Annotated in this window: 22 protein-coding genes and 2 pseudogenes; 6 read left to right on the top strand and 18 right to left on the bottom strand. The window is 46.5% G+C overall.

Annotated elements, in window-relative coordinates:
- Window positions 1–22 precede the first annotated feature (22 nt).
- Window positions 23–718 (bottom strand): S-layer homology domain-containing protein, encoded by a 696-nt coding sequence (locus J7E78_RS00540; RefSeq protein WP_215074456.1) that lies wholly within the window; start codon window positions 716–718, stop codon window positions 23–25.
- Between the two features lie 308 nt (window positions 719–1,026).
- On the opposite strand from J7E78_RS00540, the pseudogene J7E78_RS29935 reads away from it, so the two are divergent.
- Window positions 1,027–1,149: pseudogene (locus J7E78_RS29935) on the top strand (transposase); the annotation flags it as partial.
- A gap of 200 nt (window positions 1,150–1,349) precedes the next feature.
- Here J7E78_RS29935 and J7E78_RS00545 read toward each other — a convergent pair.
- The 8 genes from J7E78_RS00545 to J7E78_RS00580 form a co-directional block, all read right to left on the bottom strand.
- Window positions 1,350–2,081 carry a metallophosphoesterase family protein gene (locus tag J7E78_RS00545; RefSeq protein WP_215074457.1) on the bottom strand — a complete coding sequence of 244 codons (732 nt, stop codon included), beginning with the start codon at window positions 2,079–2,081 and terminating at the stop codon, window positions 1,350–1,352.
- Window positions 2,078–3,022: a GNAT family N-acetyltransferase gene (locus J7E78_RS00550; RefSeq protein ID WP_215074458.1), complete on the bottom strand. Its 945-nt coding sequence runs from the start codon at window positions 3,020–3,022 to the stop codon at window positions 2,078–2,080. The genes J7E78_RS00545 and J7E78_RS00550 overlap by 4 nt, the downstream gene beginning before the upstream one ends.
- A 118-nt stretch (window positions 3,023–3,140) precedes the next feature.
- On the bottom strand, window positions 3,141–3,842 hold the full coding sequence (locus J7E78_RS00555) for a DUF1361 domain-containing protein (protein ID WP_215074459.1): 702 nt from the start codon (window positions 3,840–3,842) through the stop codon (window positions 3,141–3,143).
- 41 nt (window positions 3,843–3,883) lie between these two features.
- Window positions 3,884–4,312, bottom strand: a complete 429-nt coding sequence (locus tag J7E78_RS00560) for a GNAT family N-acetyltransferase (protein WP_215074460.1) — start codon at window positions 4,310–4,312, stop codon at window positions 3,884–3,886.
- A 28-nt stretch (window positions 4,313–4,340) separates the two neighbouring features.
- Window positions 4,341–4,751 (bottom strand): GNAT family N-acetyltransferase, encoded by a 411-nt coding sequence (locus J7E78_RS00565; protein WP_215074461.1) that lies wholly within the window; start codon window positions 4,749–4,751, stop codon window positions 4,341–4,343.
- A 129-nt stretch (window positions 4,752–4,880) separates the two neighbouring features.
- Complete coding sequence (locus tag J7E78_RS00570) at window positions 4,881–6,107, bottom strand: amidohydrolase (RefSeq protein WP_215074554.1); 1,227 nt, start codon at window positions 6,105–6,107, stop codon at window positions 4,881–4,883.
- Window positions 6,108–6,326: 219 nt separating this feature from the next.
- Complete coding sequence (locus J7E78_RS00575; RefSeq protein ID WP_215074462.1) at window positions 6,327–6,881, bottom strand: methylated-DNA--[protein]-cysteine S-methyltransferase; 555 nt, start codon at window positions 6,879–6,881, stop codon at window positions 6,327–6,329.
- A 42-nt stretch (window positions 6,882–6,923) separates the two neighbouring features.
- Window positions 6,924–7,628: a DNA alkylation repair protein gene (locus tag J7E78_RS00580; protein WP_215074463.1), complete on the bottom strand. Its 705-nt coding sequence runs from the start codon at window positions 7,626–7,628 to the stop codon at window positions 6,924–6,926.
- A 189-nt stretch (window positions 7,629–7,817) separates the two neighbouring features.
- Between J7E78_RS00580 and J7E78_RS00585 the strand changes: the two genes are divergently transcribed.
- Both J7E78_RS00585 and J7E78_RS29940 read left to right on the top strand, forming a co-directional pair.
- On the top strand, window positions 7,818–8,477 hold the full coding sequence (locus J7E78_RS00585; protein ID WP_215074464.1) for a magnesium transporter MgtE N-terminal domain-containing protein: 660 nt from the start codon (window positions 7,818–7,820) through the stop codon (window positions 8,475–8,477).
- Window positions 8,447–8,623: pseudogene (locus tag J7E78_RS29940) on the top strand (magnesium transporter); the annotation flags it as partial. The gene J7E78_RS00585 and the pseudogene J7E78_RS29940, both read left to right, overlap by 31 nt.
- Before the next feature lie 69 nt (window positions 8,624–8,692).
- Here the strand turns inward: J7E78_RS29940 and mmsB are convergent.
- The 6 genes from mmsB to J7E78_RS00620 all read right to left on the bottom strand — a co-directional run bounded on the left by mmsB (window position 8,693) and on the right by J7E78_RS00620 (window position 17,089).
- The gene (gene mmsB / locus J7E78_RS00595; protein ID WP_036674453.1) at window positions 8,693–9,856 is read right to left on the bottom strand and encodes a multiple monosaccharide ABC transporter permease; all 1,164 of its coding nucleotides are present in this window, start codon (window positions 9,854–9,856) and stop codon (window positions 8,693–8,695) included.
- Complete coding sequence (gene mmsA, locus J7E78_RS00600; RefSeq protein ID WP_215074465.1) at window positions 9,825–11,390, bottom strand: multiple monosaccharide ABC transporter ATP-binding protein; 1,566 nt, start codon at window positions 11,388–11,390, stop codon at window positions 9,825–9,827. Before mmsA ends, mmsB begins: the two co-directional genes overlap by 32 nt.
- A gap of 21 nt (window positions 11,391–11,411) precedes the next feature.
- Window positions 11,412–12,497 (bottom strand): multiple monosaccharide ABC transporter substrate-binding protein, encoded by a 1,086-nt coding sequence (chvE, locus tag J7E78_RS00605; RefSeq protein ID WP_215074466.1) that lies wholly within the window; start codon window positions 12,495–12,497, stop codon window positions 11,412–11,414.
- A gap of 317 nt (window positions 12,498–12,814) precedes the next feature.
- Entirely contained in the window at window positions 12,815–14,137 is a 1,323-nt protein-coding gene (locus tag J7E78_RS00610; protein ID WP_251034732.1) for a response regulator, read from the bottom strand.
- A complete protein-coding gene (locus J7E78_RS00615; RefSeq protein WP_215074557.1) occupies window positions 14,122–15,990 on the bottom strand; it encodes a cache domain-containing sensor histidine kinase in 1,869 nt (622 codons plus the stop codon). The genes J7E78_RS00610 and J7E78_RS00615 overlap by 16 nt, the downstream gene beginning before the upstream one ends.
- Before the next feature lie 91 nt (window positions 15,991–16,081).
- The gene (locus tag J7E78_RS00620; RefSeq protein WP_215074467.1) at window positions 16,082–17,089 is read right to left on the bottom strand and encodes a substrate-binding domain-containing protein; all 1,008 of its coding nucleotides are present in this window, start codon (window positions 17,087–17,089) and stop codon (window positions 16,082–16,084) included.
- 345 nt (window positions 17,090–17,434) lie between these two features.
- Between J7E78_RS00620 and J7E78_RS00625 the strand changes: the two genes are divergently transcribed.
- Entirely contained in the window at window positions 17,435–17,665 is a 231-nt protein-coding gene (locus J7E78_RS00625) for a LysE family translocator (RefSeq protein WP_215074468.1), read from the top strand.
- Window positions 17,666–17,783: 118 nt separating this feature from the next.
- On the opposite strand, the gene J7E78_RS00630 is transcribed toward J7E78_RS00625, so the two are convergent.
- Window positions 17,784–18,356 (bottom strand): hypothetical protein, encoded by a 573-nt coding sequence (locus J7E78_RS00630; RefSeq protein ID WP_215074469.1) that lies wholly within the window; start codon window positions 18,354–18,356, stop codon window positions 17,784–17,786.
- Between the two features lie 345 nt (window positions 18,357–18,701).
- Window positions 18,702–20,135, bottom strand: coding sequence for a glycoside hydrolase family 1 protein (locus J7E78_RS00635; protein ID WP_285229336.1), 1,434 nt, complete (start codon window positions 20,133–20,135; stop codon window positions 18,702–18,704).
- Between the two features lie 88 nt (window positions 20,136–20,223).
- Between J7E78_RS00635 and J7E78_RS00640 the strand changes: the two genes are divergently transcribed.
- Window positions 20,224–21,165: a helix-turn-helix transcriptional regulator gene (locus tag J7E78_RS00640; protein ID WP_251034733.1), complete on the top strand. Its 942-nt coding sequence runs from the start codon at window positions 20,224–20,226 to the stop codon at window positions 21,163–21,165.
- 73 nt (window positions 21,166–21,238) lie between these two features.
- On the top strand, window positions 21,239–22,054 hold the full coding sequence (locus J7E78_RS00645) for a class I SAM-dependent methyltransferase (protein ID WP_215074471.1): 816 nt from the start codon (window positions 21,239–21,241) through the stop codon (window positions 22,052–22,054).
- A 99-nt stretch (window positions 22,055–22,153) separates the two neighbouring features.
- Here the strand turns inward: J7E78_RS00645 and J7E78_RS00650 are convergent, their stop codons facing one another.
- Window positions 22,154–22,948 (bottom strand): hypothetical protein, encoded by a 795-nt coding sequence (locus J7E78_RS00650; RefSeq protein ID WP_215074472.1) that lies wholly within the window; start codon window positions 22,946–22,948, stop codon window positions 22,154–22,156.
- Between the last annotated feature and the right edge of the window lie 137 nt (window positions 22,949–23,085).

Genomic DNA, 23,085 nt, shown 5'->3' on the forward strand with positions numbered 1-23,085 from the left:
AGCAACTTTGGGGTGGATTAAGTTAAATAGACGGGTCACTATTGGAGATTTTTTCACCTTTGTCTAGTAAATTATTAGCCACTTGTTTGAAAGTTTCATATTTTTCATTTTTAATGAAACTATCTGTAACTATTGCTACCTCTTTACGAGTCACCTGATTTTTTGGGTTGAATCGACCGTTATCTGAAGACAGCAATTTAGCATCGATAGCTGCTTGAACGTATGCTTTTGCCCAAGGGCTAATGCTATCTTTATCTGAGATCGTCAGATTGTCTCCTTTACCAATAATGCTTGTTTGAGTAACACGAACCAGAATTACTGCAAGTTCTTCTTTGGTAATTACATCATTTGGTCTGAATTTACCAGCAGAACCTGTAATTACTCCCAGTTTTTCCAGAGCATCAATATACTTCAATCCCCAACTATCAGTACTTACATCCTTGAAATTAACGCTTGGGTTATCCGCCAATTTAAGATTTAAAGATCTAGCTAAAATCGCTGCTACCTGAATCCGCGTCAGTTTGCCATCCAGATTCATATCTCCATTTTGGTTACCTGTTAAAACACCCTTTTCCATGAGTTCCTTAACTATAGCCTGAGTTGCATCAGGTGTTACTTTCTCATCTGCAGCATATACAGATGCTTGCCCAGCGAGAGAAGTCGCCAGAAGAGTTGATGATAGTACATATTTAGTGATTTTATCCTTTTTTCTTTCCAAAATGCCATCCTCCTAGTATTTACTATGTATGCTTATTGAAACACCTCCAACATATTATCATACTAATCCAATTAATTCCTGTAAATTAAAATTAGAAAAATATATTTATTTCCATATTTTAAAAAGAAAATGATATGTCAAGTCAAGTGCCACATTTTCTCTGTAAAAGAATCGGGAGCGGGTTTGAAATGAACGTCCAGCAAATTAGGACGTGTCTGAGAACTAAAAAGTTTGCCATGTGATATGATTTGAGAAAAATGATTGGAGCATGAGTCATGATTTAAAGACGGTATTAACTAAGTGATGAACAATGGGAACAAAATAAAATTTTATTCCCATCATATAACACGTCTAAATTAAGTAATCGCACGATGTTTAATGCTTTTCTTTGGAGCACTCGAAGTGGTTCTGCTTGGCGTGACCTGCTATAAGAACGTTATGGTTCGTGGAGAATGGCCTACAGTCGTTTCTGCAAATGGAGAGATACAGAATTAATTACTGGTCACTATCTTCCAAACGCTTCAACTATTATAGTAATAGTATAAGGAAACACTAATATTTGAAATGGTACACGAGTCATAAGTACTTCATCCCCTTCCTGAACAAGAGAACACGACCTAGATCGCAGCTCTCATCCAGATTCCTTTTCCAACTGATTTCCATGGAATGCCTTCAAAAGAAAAGCCCGATCCGGAACGTTCAACCGTTCATACGATTTCAGATACTCCCTGTTGTCATATGAAACGCCAATGAATTTCACGTCCACTTTGCCCTCTTGAAAATCCACGATGCCATATCTGGCAATCCCAAGATCGTTACAGCCTAAAGCTCCCGGGTTCATATAGATTCGTTGATCTGTCCTATAATAATGAAGAATGTGATGATGACCAAAACAAACCAAATCATGGGCCGTCCCCTGATACTTCGCGTCTAATTTGGTTCCGGATGATTCTTTATCGATGTCATCCAGCTTGTCGTTGCTCATATGATAGTGAGTCAAAAGGAACCGACGCCCTTCGACCTCTTTTTCAACAAATTTCGGTAGAGCCTGAATTCTCTTAATCGACTCTGCACTTAGATGTTGACCTATCCATTCATGGTGTTCAGCTAAGCCTTTATGTCCTTCCAATGGTCCCTTATTTTGGAGCAAACTCAATACAGCCTCTTCGTGATTCCCTGAAATCGCTATTATATTTTTACGTGTGTACAACATCTCGATCACTTCATTGGAGTAAGGGCCAATACCGATCATATCCCCCAAGCAAAATGTATGCTCAACATCCCCTCTGGAATCCATATCAGCCAATACCTCTTGAAGCGCAGGAACATTGCCATGAATATCGGTTAAGATGGCAACCTTCATTGTGATTCCTCCTCTGGAATGTACATCGTCTGAACCTCCTGCACACCCGGAATAAAGCCAAGATTCAGATACACAGACTCGGCATCATTCCCTTGCATCACATACAATCGCAGAACAGGATACTTACCCTTAAGTTCATTTAATGCCCTTTGTAACATCAGCGTTGCCAGACCTCTTCCCCTATAGGCGGGGAGTACTCCGATACTGTATACAGCCGCCTGATTATCCTGCAAGCACAAGCGACAATTGGCAATAAGCTGCCCTGTTTCCTTGTCGTATACAAGCGTGGAAGCTTGGGTCAGCATTTCATTCGTATAATTAGGATCATCGCTTGGTATAAAGTCTGCAAGGGAGGTTTTATTTCTTCGTGTCGCTTCCAGACTTCCTGCAAAACTCTCCATGTCACATCTGGCAATCTCAGCTTCATTCACATATCTTCTGTTGCCAGTTTCGCTCTCGATAATCTCTGGACTCTTCACAGTTACCCTGCTGTCCCATTCGATGTCAAAATGATCAGTAGGCCGCTGCATCCAGCGACATCTGAACTCCATTGGCCAGAACCCGGCTCTGGCGAACAGATCGACTTGGTCCGGCAGAATCTCAAAGGTCAGAATGCGTTTGGTACGATCGGACCACTGTATTAATGTATGCTTCAGAAGCTTCAATACCTCAAAGTACTGCTGGAATGGCGGGATAAAAAACAAATGATACATCCGGTTAGGCTCCATTCTCACGCCACCTATTTTGCTGTCTCCCTTGTAAATCCAGTACGCACTGATCTTGGAAGAACTGAACTCTTCTTCCCTGAAAAATCCGACATAACGCATATCATAATAAACCGTACAATATAATCCCCATTCGGCAAAATCTGCTTTGCGAATCGAATATTCATCCGACAGATCGTATTGAAGAATATCTGTAGACCACTCAGTTAAACCCATACTTCATTCCTCCTCAGTCTATACGCCACCCCATGAACATGAATTAACACCTGCTGTGCCTCCAAACGTTCGAAGAAATCCAACATGTCCTTCAGCTCCTTACCCTTTCAAACGGAGATTAGTTGCCAGACCTTACGGTTAGCAAGGACACGATAACGTATCCAAAAAGTTGAACCGTAAATACAATGGTGACAAACTCAACCATTATACTGTTCGCTGCATTAAAATCATTCACAAGATCCACGAAGATCTTCCCGGGCCTGGATAATACATCCCACGAATTCCACCGATTAAATCGACCAATGTAGACCCCTATACTGCTCAATAGCAAAATAACACCGACAACCATCATACTAATGTACTTATTTAATAATTGGTTTAACATGCCGTGGATTTGAATGATTGAACAAGTCGAGAGCAGCAATCCGATGATCGCTACGGCAAACGTCAGAGTGAGTCCATACCAAAAATCAATATTAACCCAAAATCTAACCTCCCCTTGAGCTTCAAAATATCTGAATGAATGCAGAATTTCCGTAAAAAGGTAGGCCGCATTGGGCAGAAAAAAGAGCCATACTCCACACATCAGCCCCATACATATCATACTCGTTGTGGTTAATTTCTTATTGAATATGTATCTAATGCAGGATGAGATGATGAAGGGTACCCATGCCAGGAACATATCCCAGCTTAAAAAGCGATACATATTCGTATCTGTTTGGGCACGTAAATACATCACAACACCTAGACAACAAAGAGTAGCCACAAGCAAGGTAACGATGAGTCGGAGATCTTGAACCAGATGTTTGTTATCTTTCATTTCTTTGCTTCTACTTCCTTTTCCGTGATGAATGTTATAAGTTATAAATACTTTTTAAATGCCTTGCTGGATTCTTCGTTGTACCCCAATTTCGTATAAAAGTGATGTGCTTCGTTTCTGGATGATCCGCTGGTAAGAAACACCTTCACACAATTTTTCTGCACACATACATGCTCTATATGTTTCATCAATTCAGATCCATATCCCTTGCTCTGCACATGTTCCGTAATGATAACCCGCTCAACTACGCCGAATGGTCTATTTTCCACCAAAGCATCCAGACAAATATGTAAATGAGCCGTGCCGATCACCTGATCACCCAGTTCATACACAAACAAGAAACTGTTTGGGTTATTCCGAACCTCTTCAATCCGTTCTGCCAGTACCTTCGTGTTTAAGTTGTTCGGCAATAATTCTTTATACAGTCTTTCGATCACCGCCGCATCTCTAGCTTCTGCCTCTCTTATCATCAAGCTTGCCCTCCCTGCAGCTTATTTACTAGATTTTTTTGATCAATATAATTTCCAAAGGTTGTGTATCCAGCAACAGAGCCCCTGCATCAACATACCCCAGCTTTCGATAGAAATGTTGGGCATGTTCGTCTGATTGCGTTGAAGTCATCACGGTATCAAAGCCTTGTTGCTTCATTAGATTTTCCCAGTGATGCACCACTTTTCTGCCATATCCGCCGTTCCGATAGGGTTCATCAATCCAGATCATATTCATGAAGGGAAGGTTGTCCCAAAAGTAACCGTACCTCATCCATCCAACTCTAGATCCCTCGTCCTCGTCCCACAGGATGAATATCTCTTTCTTACGAATCTTCGTTATCACAAGTGGCTGATGGATATGCCGATCTCTATCAATAATATAGTCATAGTCAGCTTCCGTTGCATATTCAATCTTCATTCGTATTTCTCCCTCCATATAACTATGTCCATCATAACCCAAAATGTGGTAGTTGCGAACAGTTCTTTCCTCTTTTTCTCCCATGCCAAAAAACCACGGTTTCCCGTGGCTGCACCCGCTCTATTTTCCTCAATCCGCTGTTGATCCACTCACCAATTGCCCCTTGTACCATACGGCCTGCCGCGCAGATCGCCGCGCAACGGCTTCCGCCGAACAACTCGCATGCACCAATACAAAACTCGCGGAATCGCCTACCTTTGGCCAGACCTGTTCCCCTTGTGAATCCAGCGGTGTAATACCGCCTGTTACCCATGCCAAAGATTGAGACAAGGACAGTTCGTCATTATATCCGTACAGTTCTGCAAAGCGTCCCGCTTTCTCAAGCAGATCCCCATTGCCAAAAGGAGACCAATGATCTGTCAGGCTGTCTGTTGCCAGCTTCACGTTCACGCCCATACGGCGGAGCATGGAAAGAGGCATCATCGTTCTGCCAATGGGCACCGTGGAAGCAATGCTCATCCCATGCGAGGCCATTCGCTGCGCCATATCTTCTGCTTCCTGCTGCTCTGCACGGGCGAACCAGAACGCATGACTTACCGTAACTTTACCCTGAAGCCCTGCTGCTTCGGTCAGATTAGCGAGCTCCTGCAGCGTTTGTTTGCCGGCCTGCCCTCCATCATGCAGATGTATGTCAATGCCCGCCTGGTACTGAACAGCCAGTTCAACCATGGCGTTCAGTGATTTCTCGATCTGTTCGTCCACCGTATGAGGATCAAGTCCGCCCACATGTGTTGCCCCTTCCTTCATCGCTTGGCCCATAAGCTCCACTGAATGGGAGCGAAGCAGTCCATGCTGCGGGAAAGCCACGATTTCCGAAGAGATTTTACCCGAAAATGATTCCAGAGCCTGCCGCGTCGCTTCCAGTCTGTTCAAGCCACTGACAGGTTCAATATTGCAATGACTACGTACATGAGTGGAGCCGTACCCCTGGATCAAGGCCAGAATACTCTCCGCTTGACGCCTCGCATCTGGTAGCAGCTTAGGCAACAATACCTTCTCTTCTTCAATACGATCAAAAATGCTAGAGATTCGTTTAACGGCTGTCCACGGCCCATCGTAGTAGGTTTTATCCAGATGAATATGTGCCTCCTCGAACGAAGGCAACAACAGAAGTCCCTTGCCATCTACTTGTGGTAGATCGCTAGACAGCGGGTTGTTTCCTTCCACAATCTCCGCGATCACTCCATCTTCAATCCACAGATGAGCGGGGCTTGTCCGTGTCCCCATCACCTGTTGCCCTTCCCGAATATAACTCCGCTCCAAAGTCACGTTAGTTAACCAATAAGCCTGCTTCATCATGTTATCCCTCTTTTCTTACCCGGCATTACGTCCCCCGGATACCGATTGATCTATGATCCATGGTACCATACGGTTTCACAGGGCAAAAATACGTAAAACGTTGGTGTTCCATATGGGGAACGTTTGTATTACTCTACCTTAATACATGCAAAAAAACAGGCACAATACGTGCCTGCCCTGTCCAATCACCTTAATTTTCTTGATTACGTGAGTCTATTAGAAATGAAATCGCGCATGCCCTCCATCGGTCACGCCTTCAATCTGTTCGATATCCAGCAGCCTGCGCTTCATCTCCAAACCTCCACGGAACCCGGTCAGCTTGCGATTAGCCCCGATAATGCGGTGACATGGTAGCAGAACCGGAATTGGATTGGCCCCATTTGCAGCCCCAACTGCTCGCACAGCCGAAGGTCTTCCAATCGCAGCAGCTATATCACCATAGGTCCGAATTTCACCGTAAGGCACACGCCCTAGCTCTCTCCATACCTCCTGCTGGAAGTTCGTTCCGATCAAGTCCAGTGGGATCGCATCTGTATAAACCATGGGTTCTCCTGCAAAATAGGACTGCAACCAGTCCATCATACCTGTTTGTTTCAGAGCATGCTCGTTCTCTTCCAGTTCCACGCCAGGTGCAACTTTCTGTATCCAGCCGTTCCAGTCCTCCAGTGTTTCGTTGGGCATGACCACTCGGCACAATCCCTGTTCCGTAGCGAGCAGCACCCATGGACGACCGTCCAACTGCATTGTCGTGTACATCAACTTTTTTCTCATACATTTACCGCCCTCTCCCTGGTGGAATGCTTAATGCTAGAACTAGGAGGTAACCTGCTTCTTCACCTTACGTTTCATACTGCGGATGATCTGCTTGCTCTCCGGATCCACGCGACAAGATTCTGTGATTTTCTGAAGTGCCTTATTATACGTAAAATCGTCCAAGGTATTATCCTTTAGATAACGCATGGTCACTTCAGGTTGTTTCACATAAGCCATTGAGATGGCCCAAGCAACTGCCATTTTCACATAATACGCTTCGTGCCTAATCTGATCCAATGCGGATAAAACCTGATCGATATATCTCTCATTCAGATAAAAATTCAACAGCATGACCACACCAAACCGGATTTCATATTCCTGCTCTGATCTCAGGTAGGGCTGCAAGAACGCCCACATAGGCTCCGAATGGACCTTCGTATATTTCAGTCCCGCACAGAAGCTGTCGCACACCGACCAGTTGTCAATCTTCGGTACAAATGTTTCAATAGCCTTTAACAGCTCGTCCAGATCAGCCTGTACATGTCCAATGACCATTGCTTGCAACATCACTTCTTCAAAATATTCATCCTCTGCCGTTTCCAGATACGTGCGCCAGTCCCCGGCGGCAAGCTGCTTGGCAATTTTTCGTATGGCTGGCAATCTTACACCTAGTACATTCGTGATGTTGGGAATAAGTCCAGCCGAGAATTTCTGATACTCCGGCTCAACCATGCTGAGCAATTGTGTTCTGATATCTGCTTCCACTAGCGCATGTCCTCCTCGTCTGTTGCTGTACAACAAGTATATCCTTGCAGCGGCTGTTTGTAAGCCCATATCGAATGTTTGAGCAAGATTACAATATCATTTTGGGTGCTCTCTTTTTCTCAATTTGTTTAACCGCCAACCTATTTCGTTTAAAAATATGAAGCTCACCGAATAGAAAGGAGTGTCGATATGAACGGACCTCATACCAAGAAAGATTTCTCCGTGGAGGAGATCACCGAACAACTCGTGCAACATGTACAATCCCGGAACCTTCCCGATTTCTATAAATTGGTGAAAGAACTGCATCCCTACGACCTCTCACTTGTATATAAAAAGTTCCCTGAAGAAGAAACCAATCGGTTTCTGCTCCTGTTCAAACCCGATGCTCTGGCGGATCTCGCCGAGACCTTGAAGCTGCACGAACAGATTCAACTGTTTGAACGACTTGGGCCGGAACGAACACTTGAAGTCATGCAGCAGATGGACAAAAGTGATTTGATCCGGTTCATGCACGATTTGCCTGCCAAACGCAGAGAAGAATTGCTGTCCAACATGAATCTGGATCACTCTGCCATTATCCGATCCGTGCTTAATTACCCGCCGGAGACGGCAGGACGCATCATGCCAGATCAATATCGGACCCTGCTCGCTCATGAGACAGCCAAGGAATCCTTACGACAATCACAAGGTACCATGCATATCTCCGCCTCCAGTTATCTCTATGTAACCGATAATGAAGGCAAACTGGTCGGTGTCGTGAGTTATCGATCCCTTGCCTTGGCTGACGATAAGACCCAGGTTGAAGAACTGATGACTATCTCTGTTCAACTCTTGTCATTGGTACACTGACCGGTACATGCATCCCTCTTCTGCTTAGTCGTTTCAAAGTCGATCCGGCTGTCGCCTCTGGCCCATTAATCACCACATTGAATGATATTTTGTCCCTGTTTATCTATTTTGGAATCGCCGCGCGTTTCCTCGATGCCTTGATGTAATTAAGTGGTGCATACAGCAAAACAGACCTGATCCTGAGATCAAGGTCTGTTTTTTCAGTTTATCCAGTGTTACGCCGATCTTTTATTTTTATTATAGATATCAAACGCTACAGCGAGCAGCAGTACCAATCCCTTAATCCCCTGCTGCCAGTCAATACCGAGACCAATCAGGGACATCCCGTTATTCAGTACACCCATAACCAAACCACCGATGATGGCACCAAATACCGTACCTATGCCCCCTGAAGCGGAAGCACCACCGATGAAGCAGGCCGCAATGGCATCCAGCTCGAAGTTGGTACCCGCTCTTGGCGTAGCTGCATTCAGACGTGCGGCGAAGATCAACCCGGATACCGCGGCAAGTGTACCCATGTTCACGAAAACCCAGAAGGTTACCTTTTTTGTTTTGACTCCGGACAGACCTGCGGCCTTCTCATTACCTCCAAGTGCATACACATGCCGTCCCATGACAGTACGATTCATAACGAAGGAATACACAACGATCAGGACAAACAGCAGGACCAAGATATTCGGAATACCTGCATAACTTGCGAGTACAAACGTAAACAGATTTGTCACGACAGCCACCACAATCAGCTTGAGCAGAAACAGTCCCTGTGACACGACCTCGAATCCATATTTTCGCTGGGAACGGCGTTCCCGAAGTTCATTGACGATGTACCAGACAGTGAGCACAAGACCCACAATGATAGATACCAGACCGAAACCTGAGAATTGAATGTCCGCCAGAAAGCCCGAGCTTATTTTCTGGAATCCACCCGGGAAAGGAGAGATGGATTGCCCCTCCAGCACAATCATCGTCAAACCGCGGAACAGCAGCATGCCTGCCAGCGTCACGATAAATGCCGGAATCCGCACATAGGCGATCCAGAAGCCTTGCCATGCACCGATCAGAGCACCAACCAGCAAGGAAGCGATGACCGCAAGCCAAGCCGGAAGCTGCCAATCCACCATCATAATCGCGGCAACGGCACCAACAAAGGCTGCAATGGAACCAACAGACAGGTCAATATGCCCGGTAATGATGACCAGCACCATTCCGATCGCCAGCACCAAAATGTAACTGTTCTGCAAGATCAGATTTGTAATATTAATCGGCTTGAGCAACAGCCCGCCTGTCAGTACCTCGAACAAGAGCATAATCACTACCAAGGCAATAATCATGCCGTATTGACGAATATTATTTTTGAACAGTTTTGTTATCATTTCCATGCTTGCCGCCTCCAGACTTGGTCATATATCTCATCAACGTTTCCTGCGATGCTTGCTCCCGGCTGACTTCACCGGTGATTCGCCCGGCATTCATCACATAGATCCGGTCACACAGGCCAAGAACCTCCGGAAGCTCGGATGAGATTACCAGTACACCCTTGCCCTCAGCGGCAAGCCGATGAATGATCGTATAGATTTCGAACTTGGCTCCCACATCAATACCGCGGGTGGGTTCATCCAGAATGAGAATATCCGGTCCGGCAAAAATCCATTTGCTGAGTACCACTTTTTGCTGGTTGCCACCACTCAGATTGCCGGTCTTCTGCAAAATACTTGGTGCCTTGATATTCATGCTTTTCTTCATCTCTTCCGCTACCAGCACTTCTTCGCGCTCGTTCACTACCGCGTTTCGCGTCAGCTTGCTGAGACCCGTTAAGGAAATATTGCGCTTGATGTCATCCATCAGAATGAGTCCGTATTCCTTGCGGTCTTCTGTCACATAAGCAAATCCATTCTGAATGGCCTCGGTGACGCTGTTATTCTGAATGGGTTTGCCATCCTTAATGAGTTGCCCCGATATATTCCGGCCATAGGATTTGCCAAAGATACTCATGGCAAGCTCCGTACGCCCAGCGCCCATCAGCCCGGCAATCCCTACAATCTCACCACGTCTGATATTCATATGGATCTGATCCAGTACTTTCCGCTCGGCATGATGTTCGTGATATACCGTCCAGTCCTTTACCTCAAGGATAATCTCACCTATGGTGGCATGACGCTCCGGATATCGGCTGGTTAGATCACGTCCTACCATCCCGCTAATAATCCGGTCCTCCGTCACTTTTTCCTTCTTCATATCCAACGTCTCAATCGTCTTGCCGTCCCGTAAAATGGTCACGGAATCGGATACCTTGGATACCTCATTCAGTTTGTGCGAGATCAGGATACAGGCAATACCCTGTTTCTTGAATTCCAGCATCAATTGCAGCAGATTTTCACTGTCGTCCTCGTTCAGCGCAGCAGTTGGTTCATCCAGAATAAGCAGCCGCACCTTTTTGGAGAGCGCTTTCGCAATTTCGACCAGTTGCTGCTTGCCTACCCCGATGCTGGATACCAGCGTGTTTGGATTTTCGCTCAGTCCCACCTTCGAGAGCAGTTCTCGTGTACCTACAAAAGTTTCCTTCCAGTTGACAATTCCTCTGCTGGCACGCTCATTGCCCAGATATATATTTTCCGCAATCGAAAGGTAGGGAATCAGGGCCAACTCCTGATGGATAATGACGATTCCCAGATCCTCGCTCTGCTTAATATCCTTGAACTCACAATTTTTGCCCTGAAATAAAATGTCGCCTTCATACGTGCCATGTGGATATACACCGCTCAGCACCTTCATCAACGTAGATTTACCTGCGCCATTTTCACCACATATGGAATGAATTTCGCCTTCCCGTACTTTCAGATTGACATTCTCCAGCGCTTTGACGCCAGGAAAGGTTTTGGTGATGTTCTTCATTTCCAGAATGATTCCGGCCATGGGATGTGCTCCTTTCATTTATTATTTCAGTCCGATTTCTTCCTTCGTGTAATACTGGGTACCCACGATATCCTGCTCTACATTTGTACGGTCCACGGAGATCGGGTCCAAGAGATATGCCGGAACAACCTCAATTCCGTTGTTATATGATTTTTTATCATTAACTTCCGCCTGTTTTCCTTGCAAAATACTATTGGCCATCTCTACCGTTTTCTCCGCTAGCTTCCGCGTATCCTTGAACACCGTCTGCGTCTGTTCCCCGGCTACAATCGACTTGATTGAGGCAAGTTCAGCATCCTGTCCTGTAATAACGGGCAGCGGTTTGTTCGAAGTACCGTAACCAATCCCTTTCAAGGATGAGATGATACCAATACTGATTCCATCATAGGGAGATAATACTGCATCCAGATGATCACCCGAGTAATACGCGCTCAGCAGGTTATCCATCCGTGACTGGGCCAGTGCTCCGTCCCAGCGCAAGGTTGCAATCTGGGCCATCGTCATCTGCTTGCTGCGTACCACCAGCTTGCCGGAATCGATGTATGGCTTCAGGACAGACATGGCACCGTCGAAGAAGAAATAGGCATTATTATCATCTGGAGAGCCACCAAACAGCTCAATGTTATACGGTCCTTTTCCATCCTTGAGCCCAAGCTTTTGTTCGATGTAGGAGGCTTGAAGCACACCCACCTTAAAATTGTCGAACGTGGCGTAATAGGTCAAGTAAGGCGTATTACGAATGAGGCGATCATACGAGATCACTTGTATCCCTTCGTCATGCGCTTTCTTGATTACATCCGTTAATGTGTTGCCATCCACAGACGCGATGACCATCACATCCACACCTTTGGTGATCATGTTCTCAATCTGTGAAATCTGATTCTCGACCACATCCTCAGCATACTGAAGATCGGTTTTGTACCCCTGCTCCTGAAACAGACGGACCATGTTCTCCCCGTCTCCCACCCATCGCTCTGATGATTTGGTTGGCATCGATATACCGACATATCCCTTTTCCTTGCTGCCTGGGCCACTCTCTGCCAGATTGCAGGCCGAGAGCATCAAGGTCATCACCAGAAGCCAGATGAGCATTGCTCCTTTTTTCATATGAAGTTCCCCTTTCCTCACGTCATACGGTTCTGAATGAGTTATAAGATAACGCTTACAATTCATGCAGTGTATCCTGTTGCTGGCTGTTCCTGTCTGAGACCAATGGTAGCATTCGAGATGCCGCAAGGTCTTTGCACGTTTTGAACCTTTTTTATAAAAATTTAACTTTTGATGGAAACGCTTAAAGTACAAGTGTGATCCATGAGATACCATACCAGAGTCAAAAAAAGGACATGCTCCACTTCGCTTCACACGAAGTAGAACACATCCATCTCATTTATCACACGTCTGAATGAACAACTGTAATACGCTATTTAATTCGCGGAAGGATGATAAGCCGTTCCCCCGTTCTTTCGATACTGCACAGGTGAAATGCCCATTGTTTTCTTAAATGCAGTGCTGAAATAATGCTGGGTATCATAACCTACACGCTCAGCTATGGTGTGGATTGGCAGTGTTGTTGAGTCCAACAGCTGTATAGACTTGCGAATGCGAGCATGCGTGACAAGCGTGACAAAGGAATCATTCAGCTCTTTCTTCAGCACACGACTAAGATATACGGCAGATACTTGAAGACGGGAAGCGAGCGATTCCAGGGTCAGTTCCCGCTCGGCATACTCTTCATGAATAAGTTGTCTTGCCCGGCGAACCAGAGGGGACAACTGCACTTCCCCGTACACCCGTTCACGGCAATGACGGTACGTATCCGGCGTTTCTTCCAGTGTCCCTGCATGTGTCTCCACATGAGCATGAATGGCAATATTCAGGCAAGAACTGATCTGCTGTTCCAGATGGGACTCTATTTCTTCAGGAGCTTCCTGCCACAGACACATGCCAATCAACCCGCTTGCATCCCGAAACAGGACATGTGGCACATCCCCCAGCAGTTCACTAATTATATTTTCCACTGCAAACAGAAACAACTGACGATCATTCTCTCTCAGTATCGTCTGACGCGCTTCAGCGGCAGGCCAGCGTACGACCCCGATCTGCACAGGTGGAACGGCGGGCAACCGCAAAAACACAAGCTGCTCCGTCAGATCCCTCCCCTCAGCCTGCTCTTCCAGCCACTCCAGCATAAATCGCTGGCGAAGCAGCGGGATATTACGTTCAATCTGATGAGCTGCCTGTTGGACATATGCCGTCCTCTGGTGCTCTTCAGTTAGTCGCTGATGCAATCGCTCAAGCGCAGCATATAATTGTTCTGCTTGCACAGGTTTTAAGATGTAATCCTCTACGCCGAGACGAACCGCCTCCTGCGCATATGCAAATTCATCATGTCCCGAGATGATCAGGTAACGACAATCCGGGCACTTCTGTTGAAGGGCACGGATGAGTTCGATTCCGTTCAGGAATGGCATATTCATATCCACGAGAACAATATCCACACCCAAGTCAGCCGCCCGTTCCAGCGCTTCCTCGCCATCTTCCGCTTCACCTACAACCTCCATCCCGAGAGTCGTCCAGTCAATTGCATCCCGAATCCCCTCACGAATGATCGGTTCATCATCAGCGATGAGCACGCGGTATTTCTTCGCCTCATGGCTATCCGGCGTAATCTCCAGTACTGTGGTCGATGCGGATGTCTCATCTGTTTCAGTGGAAATTGTCGCGGTCGACTTCATGAATTTTCCCATTCACTCTCCTGCCTCTCTTCATTATTGATTTGCTTGGTTGGCGGGAGCTCTCGCATCAACGGATGAATGATGGTCACACGAGTTCCTTCACCTTCCTGGCTCTCCAGTTCAATACCGTACTCATCGCCAAAGGACAGCCGGAGACGGGCTTGCACGTTCAACATTCCATAACTTTTGCCTGTCATCCCAGGCGAAGACGCTTCCAAACTGGCCAAAGGAGCTTTGAGCAGATGCTGCATCTCGGCAAGCCGTTCGTTGGACATTCCTGCTCCATTATCCTGAACGGTCAGCAGCAGTCTGTTATGTTCCAATCTGGCCTCCACCCGAATGTGTCCAGGCCCACGCCTGCCCTTGATTCCATGATAGATTGCATTCTCTATTAGCGGCTGAAGCAGCAGCTTTAACACAAAAAGGTCCCGCAGTTCCTCTGGAATATTCAATGTATACTGAAGACGATCGCGGTATCGTGTCTGCTGAATTTGCAGATAGCTGGTCATATGCTCAATCTCGGAATGCAGCGGAATGTAATCCTGTCCTTTACTAAGCCCTATGCGAAATAATCGAGATAACGCACCAACCATGCCGGACACATCTTCTGCACCCTCTTTGCGTGCCATCCAATGAATCGTATCCAAGGTATTGTACAAAAAGTGTGGTTTGATATGCTCCTGCAAACTTCGCATTTCAGCGTCACGCTTCTGCCGCTCCCGCAATTCATTTAGTGATATCAATTGTCGAATCTGTGCCAGCATTCGGTTATAACTGTTGCCAAGCATGCCAATCTCGTCAGCGCGATCGCTCCAGCGGCCTGGTCTGAGATTGCCGGTCTCCGCCCTGCGCATGTAGGACATGAGCCGGAAAATGGGCTGAGCAATGGAACGGGAGAACCATAAAGAGGCGCTCAGGCCAAACAAACACACCACAAATACAAAGCTAACCACGTAAAACTGGATTTGGCGCACTTCGGATATCGAGTCTCTTGTGGGAAATACCCCTACCGTTCTCCACCCCGTAAAGGTAGACGACTGGTACATGAATAATAACGTTCCACCCTCTGTTTCGGCGGTAAATGTTCCACTCTCACCGGAGGGGAACCAGTCTGTGGGAATGTGTTCTATTAGCGGGTGCTCCGGCTTGTATACACTTTGACCTTCTGCATCCGTCACCATCACATAACCGGATTTGCCCAAGGTTACATTACGGGCAGCCTGAGAGACGGACCTTAGTTTAAGATCAATCATAATAACGCCTCGCACACGTCCTGACGCTTCATCCGTTATGGAACGTGCAACCGATACAATCTCATCATCCTTGTACCGTACATGTGTCGTGAGATTACGCTCTTTCGGCTGACCCAATACCATGAAGATGCCCGGATTGGCCGAAGCTTTTTGGTACCAATTTTCCTGGATCAGGCTCTGTTCCGTTCGGGGATACATCTCGTTGCTAATATAGTCACCACTTGCATTGACGAGAACAATCCCGGCGATTTCAGGATACAACGTTGTGAACCCCTGCAAGGTTTGTTTGATGCCATATAACCGATTTTGCTCCGTTTCGGCATTTGCGTCCATGATCATCGGTTGGATGCCTGCATCATCTTTCGGTGGCATTTTGTCGTCCATAAAAGTATCAATATCCGGGTCAAATGCAATCAGATACGTCATGTTTTGCAAATTCTCCATCTTGCTGTTAAGAGCTTCATTCACTTTGCCAATCAGTTGCATGGTATGACCTTCAACCTGTCGCTCAACTACGCGTTCCACCGTCCAGTTCACAAGTATCCCGAGTCCTACGGAAGGTACAATGGCGAATAACAGAAATAGCAGCATCAGCTGGTAGCGAAGAGGCATATTACGCAAGCGTAAACGCCGAATCCCGTTCCTGAAAGCGGAGAGAATCGCTCTCCTGCTCCAAGGCCTTGGACTCTTGAAATATTCCTTGTTATTTGGCATAGTAATCATCCACATCCGAGCGTGTCACCACAGAGATCCCTGTGTCCACCATCACGGGAAGCGGTGCATTTTCACCGGATGAGGAGGGGGCAGGAACTGTTAACTCGTGATGCAGATGGAACAAATATTGGAGAGACCAATATCCCATGTTCCAGGTTCCCTGTGCAATTGTAGCCGAGATCGTACCGTTCTTGATCATGTCCAATGTAGCCTTATTTGTATCAAACGAAATAATCTGCAATGGATGTCTGTCCCCGGCAGTTTGAACGGCTTCCCCCGCTCCTGCTCCTCCGGTGGCTTCAGTCACAAAAATCCCCGCCAGCTTGGGATGTTCCTTCATCATTCTCTGTGTTTCGTCTCTGGATACCATGGCATCACCATGTCCGTCTGCAACTTCAACGATCTGCATGGAAGGGTATCTCTCCTTGATCGTATCGCGGAAGCCCTTCGTCCGCTCTTCATGATTTTGTTGCCCAGGCAGGGTTAATACCGCGACCTCTCCCTCACGCCCCAGCAGTTCAGCCATTTTATCGGCAGCCATTACACCTGACTTGTAATTATCTGTCCCAAGAAAAGAATAGGCCTGGCTACCAGGTGCATCCGCGTCAAATAATACTACAGGGATATCTGCGTCGATTGCCTTGTTGATCGCTGGTACTAGCGATTGTGGATCGATTGCAGATATGGCAATGCCTGCGGGTTTACGAGCGATGGCCTGCTCGATTACCATGGTCTGCTCCTTCGCATCATACCGGGTAGCCCCGCGATATTCTACGGTCACGCCAAGTGCATCCCCGGCATCCTCGAAGCCTTTAAGCGGGCTCTTCCAATACTCCAGCCCGGACTGGAATGTAATCATAATATACGTCTCTCCGATATCACCACGCAGCCCCCGGTCCTCCCATGAACTGTTTACCTGACTAGTGTATTCGAATCTCAACACATACAACGCAAATGCTGAGATTAGTAAAATGTATACCAGCAGCATTTTTTTCATTCCGTTCACTTCCTCAAGTCGTCTGATCACCTTATACTTCGTTTAAATTGTAAACGCAATCATTCAAAAAGAAAACTCCCCCTTATCTTTTAAAAGGAAGCTCCTGTTGCTAACCGTGTACCTGCTGCAATAATGTACTATATGGTTTCTCCCTCTGGACGTATGATCATGGAACTAGACTACAACCAGAGGAAAGCAGCATCATTATGAATCTTGCATCTTTTTTAATATACTGCATCGTTGTTACATTCACCCCCGGGCCTAGCAATATCGTCATTCTATCGTCTACTCAGAAAGTAGGCGCGCGAAAAACGATGAACTATGTGTGGGGAGCTACGCTGGCATTTGGCCTGCTGCTTACCGCATCAGCTTTTCTTAATCAGCTTCTTGCGGGAGTGGCCCGGAATTCTGAAGGTGATGCAGATTGTCGGCGGCATCTATATGGTATATCTGGCCTATCAGATCTACAAAATGGGTACCACCGAGGATGCACCGAAACAAGTTACCGGATTCTGGAACGGTTTCATCATGCAATTTGTGAACCCAACGGTGGTCGCCACCCCGATGACAGAATAACCTTTTGATCGCTCTCCAATTGGATACATTTTTGACACCAATCCTGAAAATCCCCGTATGGAACGTCAATGTTTCTTAACGATCTGTACGGGGATTGGCTTCTTTTTTCATTGGGCAATCAGATTCTTCTCTGTCGTCTCCAGACCCACACGACTGCCAACACTCCTAATAAAATGACTGTACCGTATAAGATGAGATAGAAAGACCCGCTTCGCCCATCATTGGTTTCCCCAAAATCTTCTATACTTACAACCTTTCCCGCGCCCAGCAATTTCAAATCGTCTCCGGCTTGTTCGACAGGAACATTGCCACTGCACAGATTCGTATGCAGCCTGTTGTCTCGTTCATCCAGACTGGCAAAGATCAGGTAGAACTGATTCTTTTCAAATTGAATGCCACAGGATTCAGACCCACCGTCACTCCCTATGATTTTCATCTTTTTGGCATTAACCCCCTTCCATGCAGTATCTACATCAAAGGTATACTCTCTTAATAAGCCGTCATGTTTCGTTTGCTGAGACTCGCCTTTTTTCACCACTTCTCCTGTAAATACCGTGGTATACGTTTCCAACCTCTTTTGAGCATCACTCTCGACACAACTGCAAGCATACACTCTCTCTCCGGGAAATAAAGCTAACCCGGACGTAACTAACAGTAAGATCGACATAAACATCACCAACCGTGGTTTCATTCCGACGCCTCCCCTCCTACATCTTCTGCTTGAACAAACGTGGTAAAGGTTACATATTTTTATTGCTGCTATATTTATTGTAAAATTATAGCACAATACAAATATCGTTGTGTCCGACATTCGCAAGTCAACCGGCGTCATTTGGAACGCATATCCCAACTGCCATCCAGAAGATTGGCATAGGCGCCACCACTTTGTTATACAAAGAAATACCCGGCTATCCTTCACTGAAGGATAGCCGGGTATTTTTATATTCATATATAGTATTCATGAATTCGTTCAGGACCACATGGACCGCTTGTCCCATTTAAGGGAACAGGCGGATCTGGTTTTTTTTACACCAAATTACAACTCTTCACCATTGGATTCGATGACTTTTTTGTACCAGTGGAAGCTCTTCTTCGGTGTTCTGCTCAAATCTCCGTTACCGTCGTTGTCCTTGTTAACATGAATGAAGCCATAACGCTTCTTCATCTCTCCAGTGGAGGCACTAACTAGGTCGATACATCCCCACATCGTGTAGGCAATGAGGTCTACGCCATCAGCTACAGCTTCTTTCATTTGTTCAATGTGACCTTTCAGATAATCAATGCGATAGTCATCCTGAATAGAGCCATCTTCCTCTACCACATCAACAGCGCCCAGACCGTTCTCAACCACCATCAATGGAATCTGATACCGATCATACAGATGATTCAGCGTGTAACGCAGTCCTTTGGGATCGATCTGCCAGCCCCAGTCGGAAGCTTCGAGATATGGGTTTTTGATACCGCCCAGCAAATTACCTTCTGCTCTCTCGAGGGACTCGTCCGCACTTTCAACCAAAGACATATAATAACTGAAGGAATAGAAGTCTACGCAGCCGTCACGCAAAGTCTGCTCGTCTCCCGGTTGCATCTCGATCTGAATACCTTCTTCGGCGAAGAAACGTTTAGCGAATCCAGGATACGCACCACGAACTTGAACATCACCACAGATCATGTTGGACAGTTGGTCTTTCTTCTGTGCAAGCAGCATGTCGTCCGGGTTACATGTATTTGGATACGTTGTCATGAACGCAACCATACAGCCAATTTTGAACTCAGGGTTGATCTCATGTCCCAGTTTTACCGCTTTAGCACTTGCAACAAATTGGTGATGCAGTGCCTGGAAACGAGTCTGTGGGTTATCAATTCCATCCGTCAACGCCTCTTTGCCTTCCAACAAGATACCGGCACCCATATAAGCCCCCATCGGCATTGTCAAAATGTTGATTTCGTTGAACGTCAGCCAGTATTTCACTTGATCTTTGTAGCGGTTGAAGAGAGTTGTACAATAACGGATATAACAGTCGATAACTTCACGGGAAGCCCAGCCGTTATATTTCTGTGTCAGACCGAACGGCGTTTCATAATGGGAGATCGTTACGAGCGGCTCAATATTGTATTTTTTCAACTCGGCAAAAACATTATCGTAGAACTGCAATCCCTCTTCGTTTGGCTCCAGATCGTAACCGTTCGGATAGATGCGGGACCAGTTGATGGACATGCGGAACATTTTGAAGCCCATCTCTGCCATCATGGCGATATCTTCTTTGTAATGTCTGTAAAAATCAACCGCTTCATGGCTCGGATAATACGTGCCCTCTTCCAATACAGGCGTAATCCGGCGTGGAATCGTGTGGGTTCCCCCTGTCATCATGTCAGACGTGCTTGGCCCCTTGCCACCCTGGTTCCATCCACCCTCGAATTGATTGGCAGCCGTTGCGCCACCCCAGTAGAATCCTTCTTTCATTGTCATGAGCATTTCCTCCTTCATATCTCAAAAAGACTATATAACCAGTGTACCATCCATACCCTGACACCTATTGTCATGGTATAATCAGAGCATGGAAAATAACCGACTATTTCGAATATTGCTTTTGTTATTGGAGAAAAAGAAAGCCACCGCACCCGAACTCGCCCGTATGTTCGAAATTTCTGTACGTACGGTGTACCGCGATATCGACCGGCTGAGCGCTGCGGGCATCCCCGTCTATACGACGACCGGCAAGCATGGCGGTATCCATCTGATGGACAACTATGTCATGGACAAGTCCCTGTTGTCGGAAGAAGACCAGAACGAAATTTTGATGGGACTATACAGCATCAGTGCGATCCCACACCTTAATAGTGCTCATATGCTGCAACGGCTGACCGCCCTGTTTGATCACAAGCTGGATTGGATCGAATTCAATTTCTCACCATGGGGCAGCATCCCCCTGCAAGAGAGAGAATTGTTCAATCAGGTGAAACAAGCCATATTAACGAATCAACTGATTACGTTTCATTATGTTAATTCGGATGGTGAGAAAAGCATTCCGACTGTGGAACCACAGAAGCTTATATTCAAAAACAGTACATGGTACTTCAAAGGGTATATTCATAATGATCCTGATCGGAAAGAATTCGAGACATTTAAGATGAAACGGATCACCCAATTGACTTTTCTAACGAGAAAACACGATCACCCTGTTCATGCGGGGTCAACCCACCCTGAATCAGAAGCAGTTCTTGTCCTGACTCCTCTGACACTCTCGTTCTCCAGCAACATTGCATACCGAGTGTATGATTTTTTCGAACCGTCCCTCATTAAAAAAGAGCCTGCTGGCAGGCTCCGTGTGTCTCTCGAATTGAATGTAGGGGAATGGCTTTACTCCTTCCTGCTGTCGTTTGGTTCGGAGCTGACCGTAATCGAGCCTGTTCATGTTGGACAGGAATTGCTCAGACGTCACATCAAAGCCGTTGAACATTTGCAGAACGTCATGAACAAACTACCTGACAATGAATGATATAATATAGGCCTATACAACTTTTGATCACAGCTGACTCTCCGTCATCCACCTGACCGAAGGAGGTTTATCCATGCAAGACATTAGACGCAACAATGTGGAACGTTTCAAAGGTTTTGGTACGTTATACGATCAGAACCGACCAGCTGCTCCCACTGAAGTGGTGGATATTCTAACGACATATCTTGGCAGCACACCGCGCATGGTCGCAGATGTTGGCTGTGGCACCGGCTTATCTTCGTGGATCTGGCTTAATGAGGCAGAACGTATCATCGGCTTCGAACCCAGCGATGACATGAGGTCTGTAGCAGAATCCAAGTGGGAATCTGCCGGGAAGCCGGATAACTTGCGGTTTGTGTCCGGCTTGTCTCACGACCTCGGACTACCAGATGGCAGTGTTGATGTGCTGACCTGCTCCCAATCGTTTCACTGGATGGAGCCGCAACCCACACTACGCGAGTTTGCACGTGTACTTTGCACAGGGGGTATATTTGCTGCCTACGACTGCGACTGGCCACCAATGCTGGACTGGCAGTTGGAACAGGCCTACCTGCAGCTGAATAAGGAAGCAGATCAACGAGCAGCCAGTCTGGCTCCCCAGGATAGCCAGGCACACAAATGGAGCAAGGATGGACATCTGCAGCAGATTCAGCAATCTGGGCTGTTCCGCTATGTTCGGGAAATTGTGTTTCATCACCACGAGACATTCACGGCCGATCGTTACGTCAATCTCGCCCTGAGCCAAGGCGGCCTGCAGACGGCATTGAAGCTCGGTGCGGATGATCTATTAACAGCTGCTGACGAGTTCAGAGCGCTGGCTAATCGTGTATTTGACGGAGAATCCAGAAGAGTACTCTTTTCTTATCGCATGCGCCTTGGTATTGTCTGAAAACATTCCGTTGCTTGCATCTCTCGTACATACCAAAATGAAAAAGAAGGTCCTACACGTCATAAACATGATCTGTAGGACCTCCTTTTGTCTACATCCTCAGGAAGAGAACAAGTCACTTAATTGTCGTTCTTGTACACTTAATGCCAACACCAATTTTGTTGGGTCTTGTCTTGAGTAGATGACGTTAATGATATGACCTTGCTGTACCTGCGGCAGCGCAGATGACAAAATTTCTTTTTGCGTGGTCACATTGAAGGTTTCACCGTTCGTTTTTGTTATGCTGAGTTTGAGCTGAAGCTTGATCTTATTACTGCCTCCATTTCCAAGTGGAGTGACATCGAGAATCTTGGCCATCGCTTTTTCCCCTGTTCTTGCAATATCCATCATTTCAGGTGATACCCCTTGTTGTACCATCTTTTCATCCAACAATTGCTGCATATCTTCCTGTGACAGTTGCCCTTTCAGATCAAGCCCTACCTTGCGCTCATCCTTTACGGAGACCACTAACGGAATGAAACTGCCCGGCTGAAACTGTGCCATGGAGATCAACGGAATGACCGTTTTCATCTCCGTATCGTATTTCTCGCGCCCCTTACGCGACACCGTCAGACTCAATCGAACCTCAGGCTGCTCATTAATATACGTGCCTGTCTGTTGTATGCTCTTAATGACCCCAACTGCTGGTAAACCTGTCTTCACTCGACCTACGCCGAAGATGCTACTCAAAATCGCAGGAACAAAGATCAGCCCGAACCCGGCAAAGATCGCCGGTTTATACCACCAAGCTTGCATGATGATAAATGGATCATTCCACAGTTGCTGCGCCAGAAATGGGGAGAATCCCACACCGAATACCATTAATACTCCAATAAATCTCAGAAATCTCACCATATGATCCACCCTCTCCTTTTATCTCTATTTATCTCTTAAATTATAAACACCACGGCTTGTCCTTGAATACCCTTCTGGCGGCATACAAAAAAAACGAAAAATCCGGCAACTGAATCACAGGATTATCGTTTCTTTGG

Origin of the sequence: Paenibacillus polymyxa (genome assembly GCF_018614975.1) — a bacterium.
In the GTDB taxonomy this organism is placed as follows: Bacteria; Bacillota; Bacilli; order Paenibacillales; family Paenibacillaceae; genus Paenibacillus; species Paenibacillus polymyxa_E.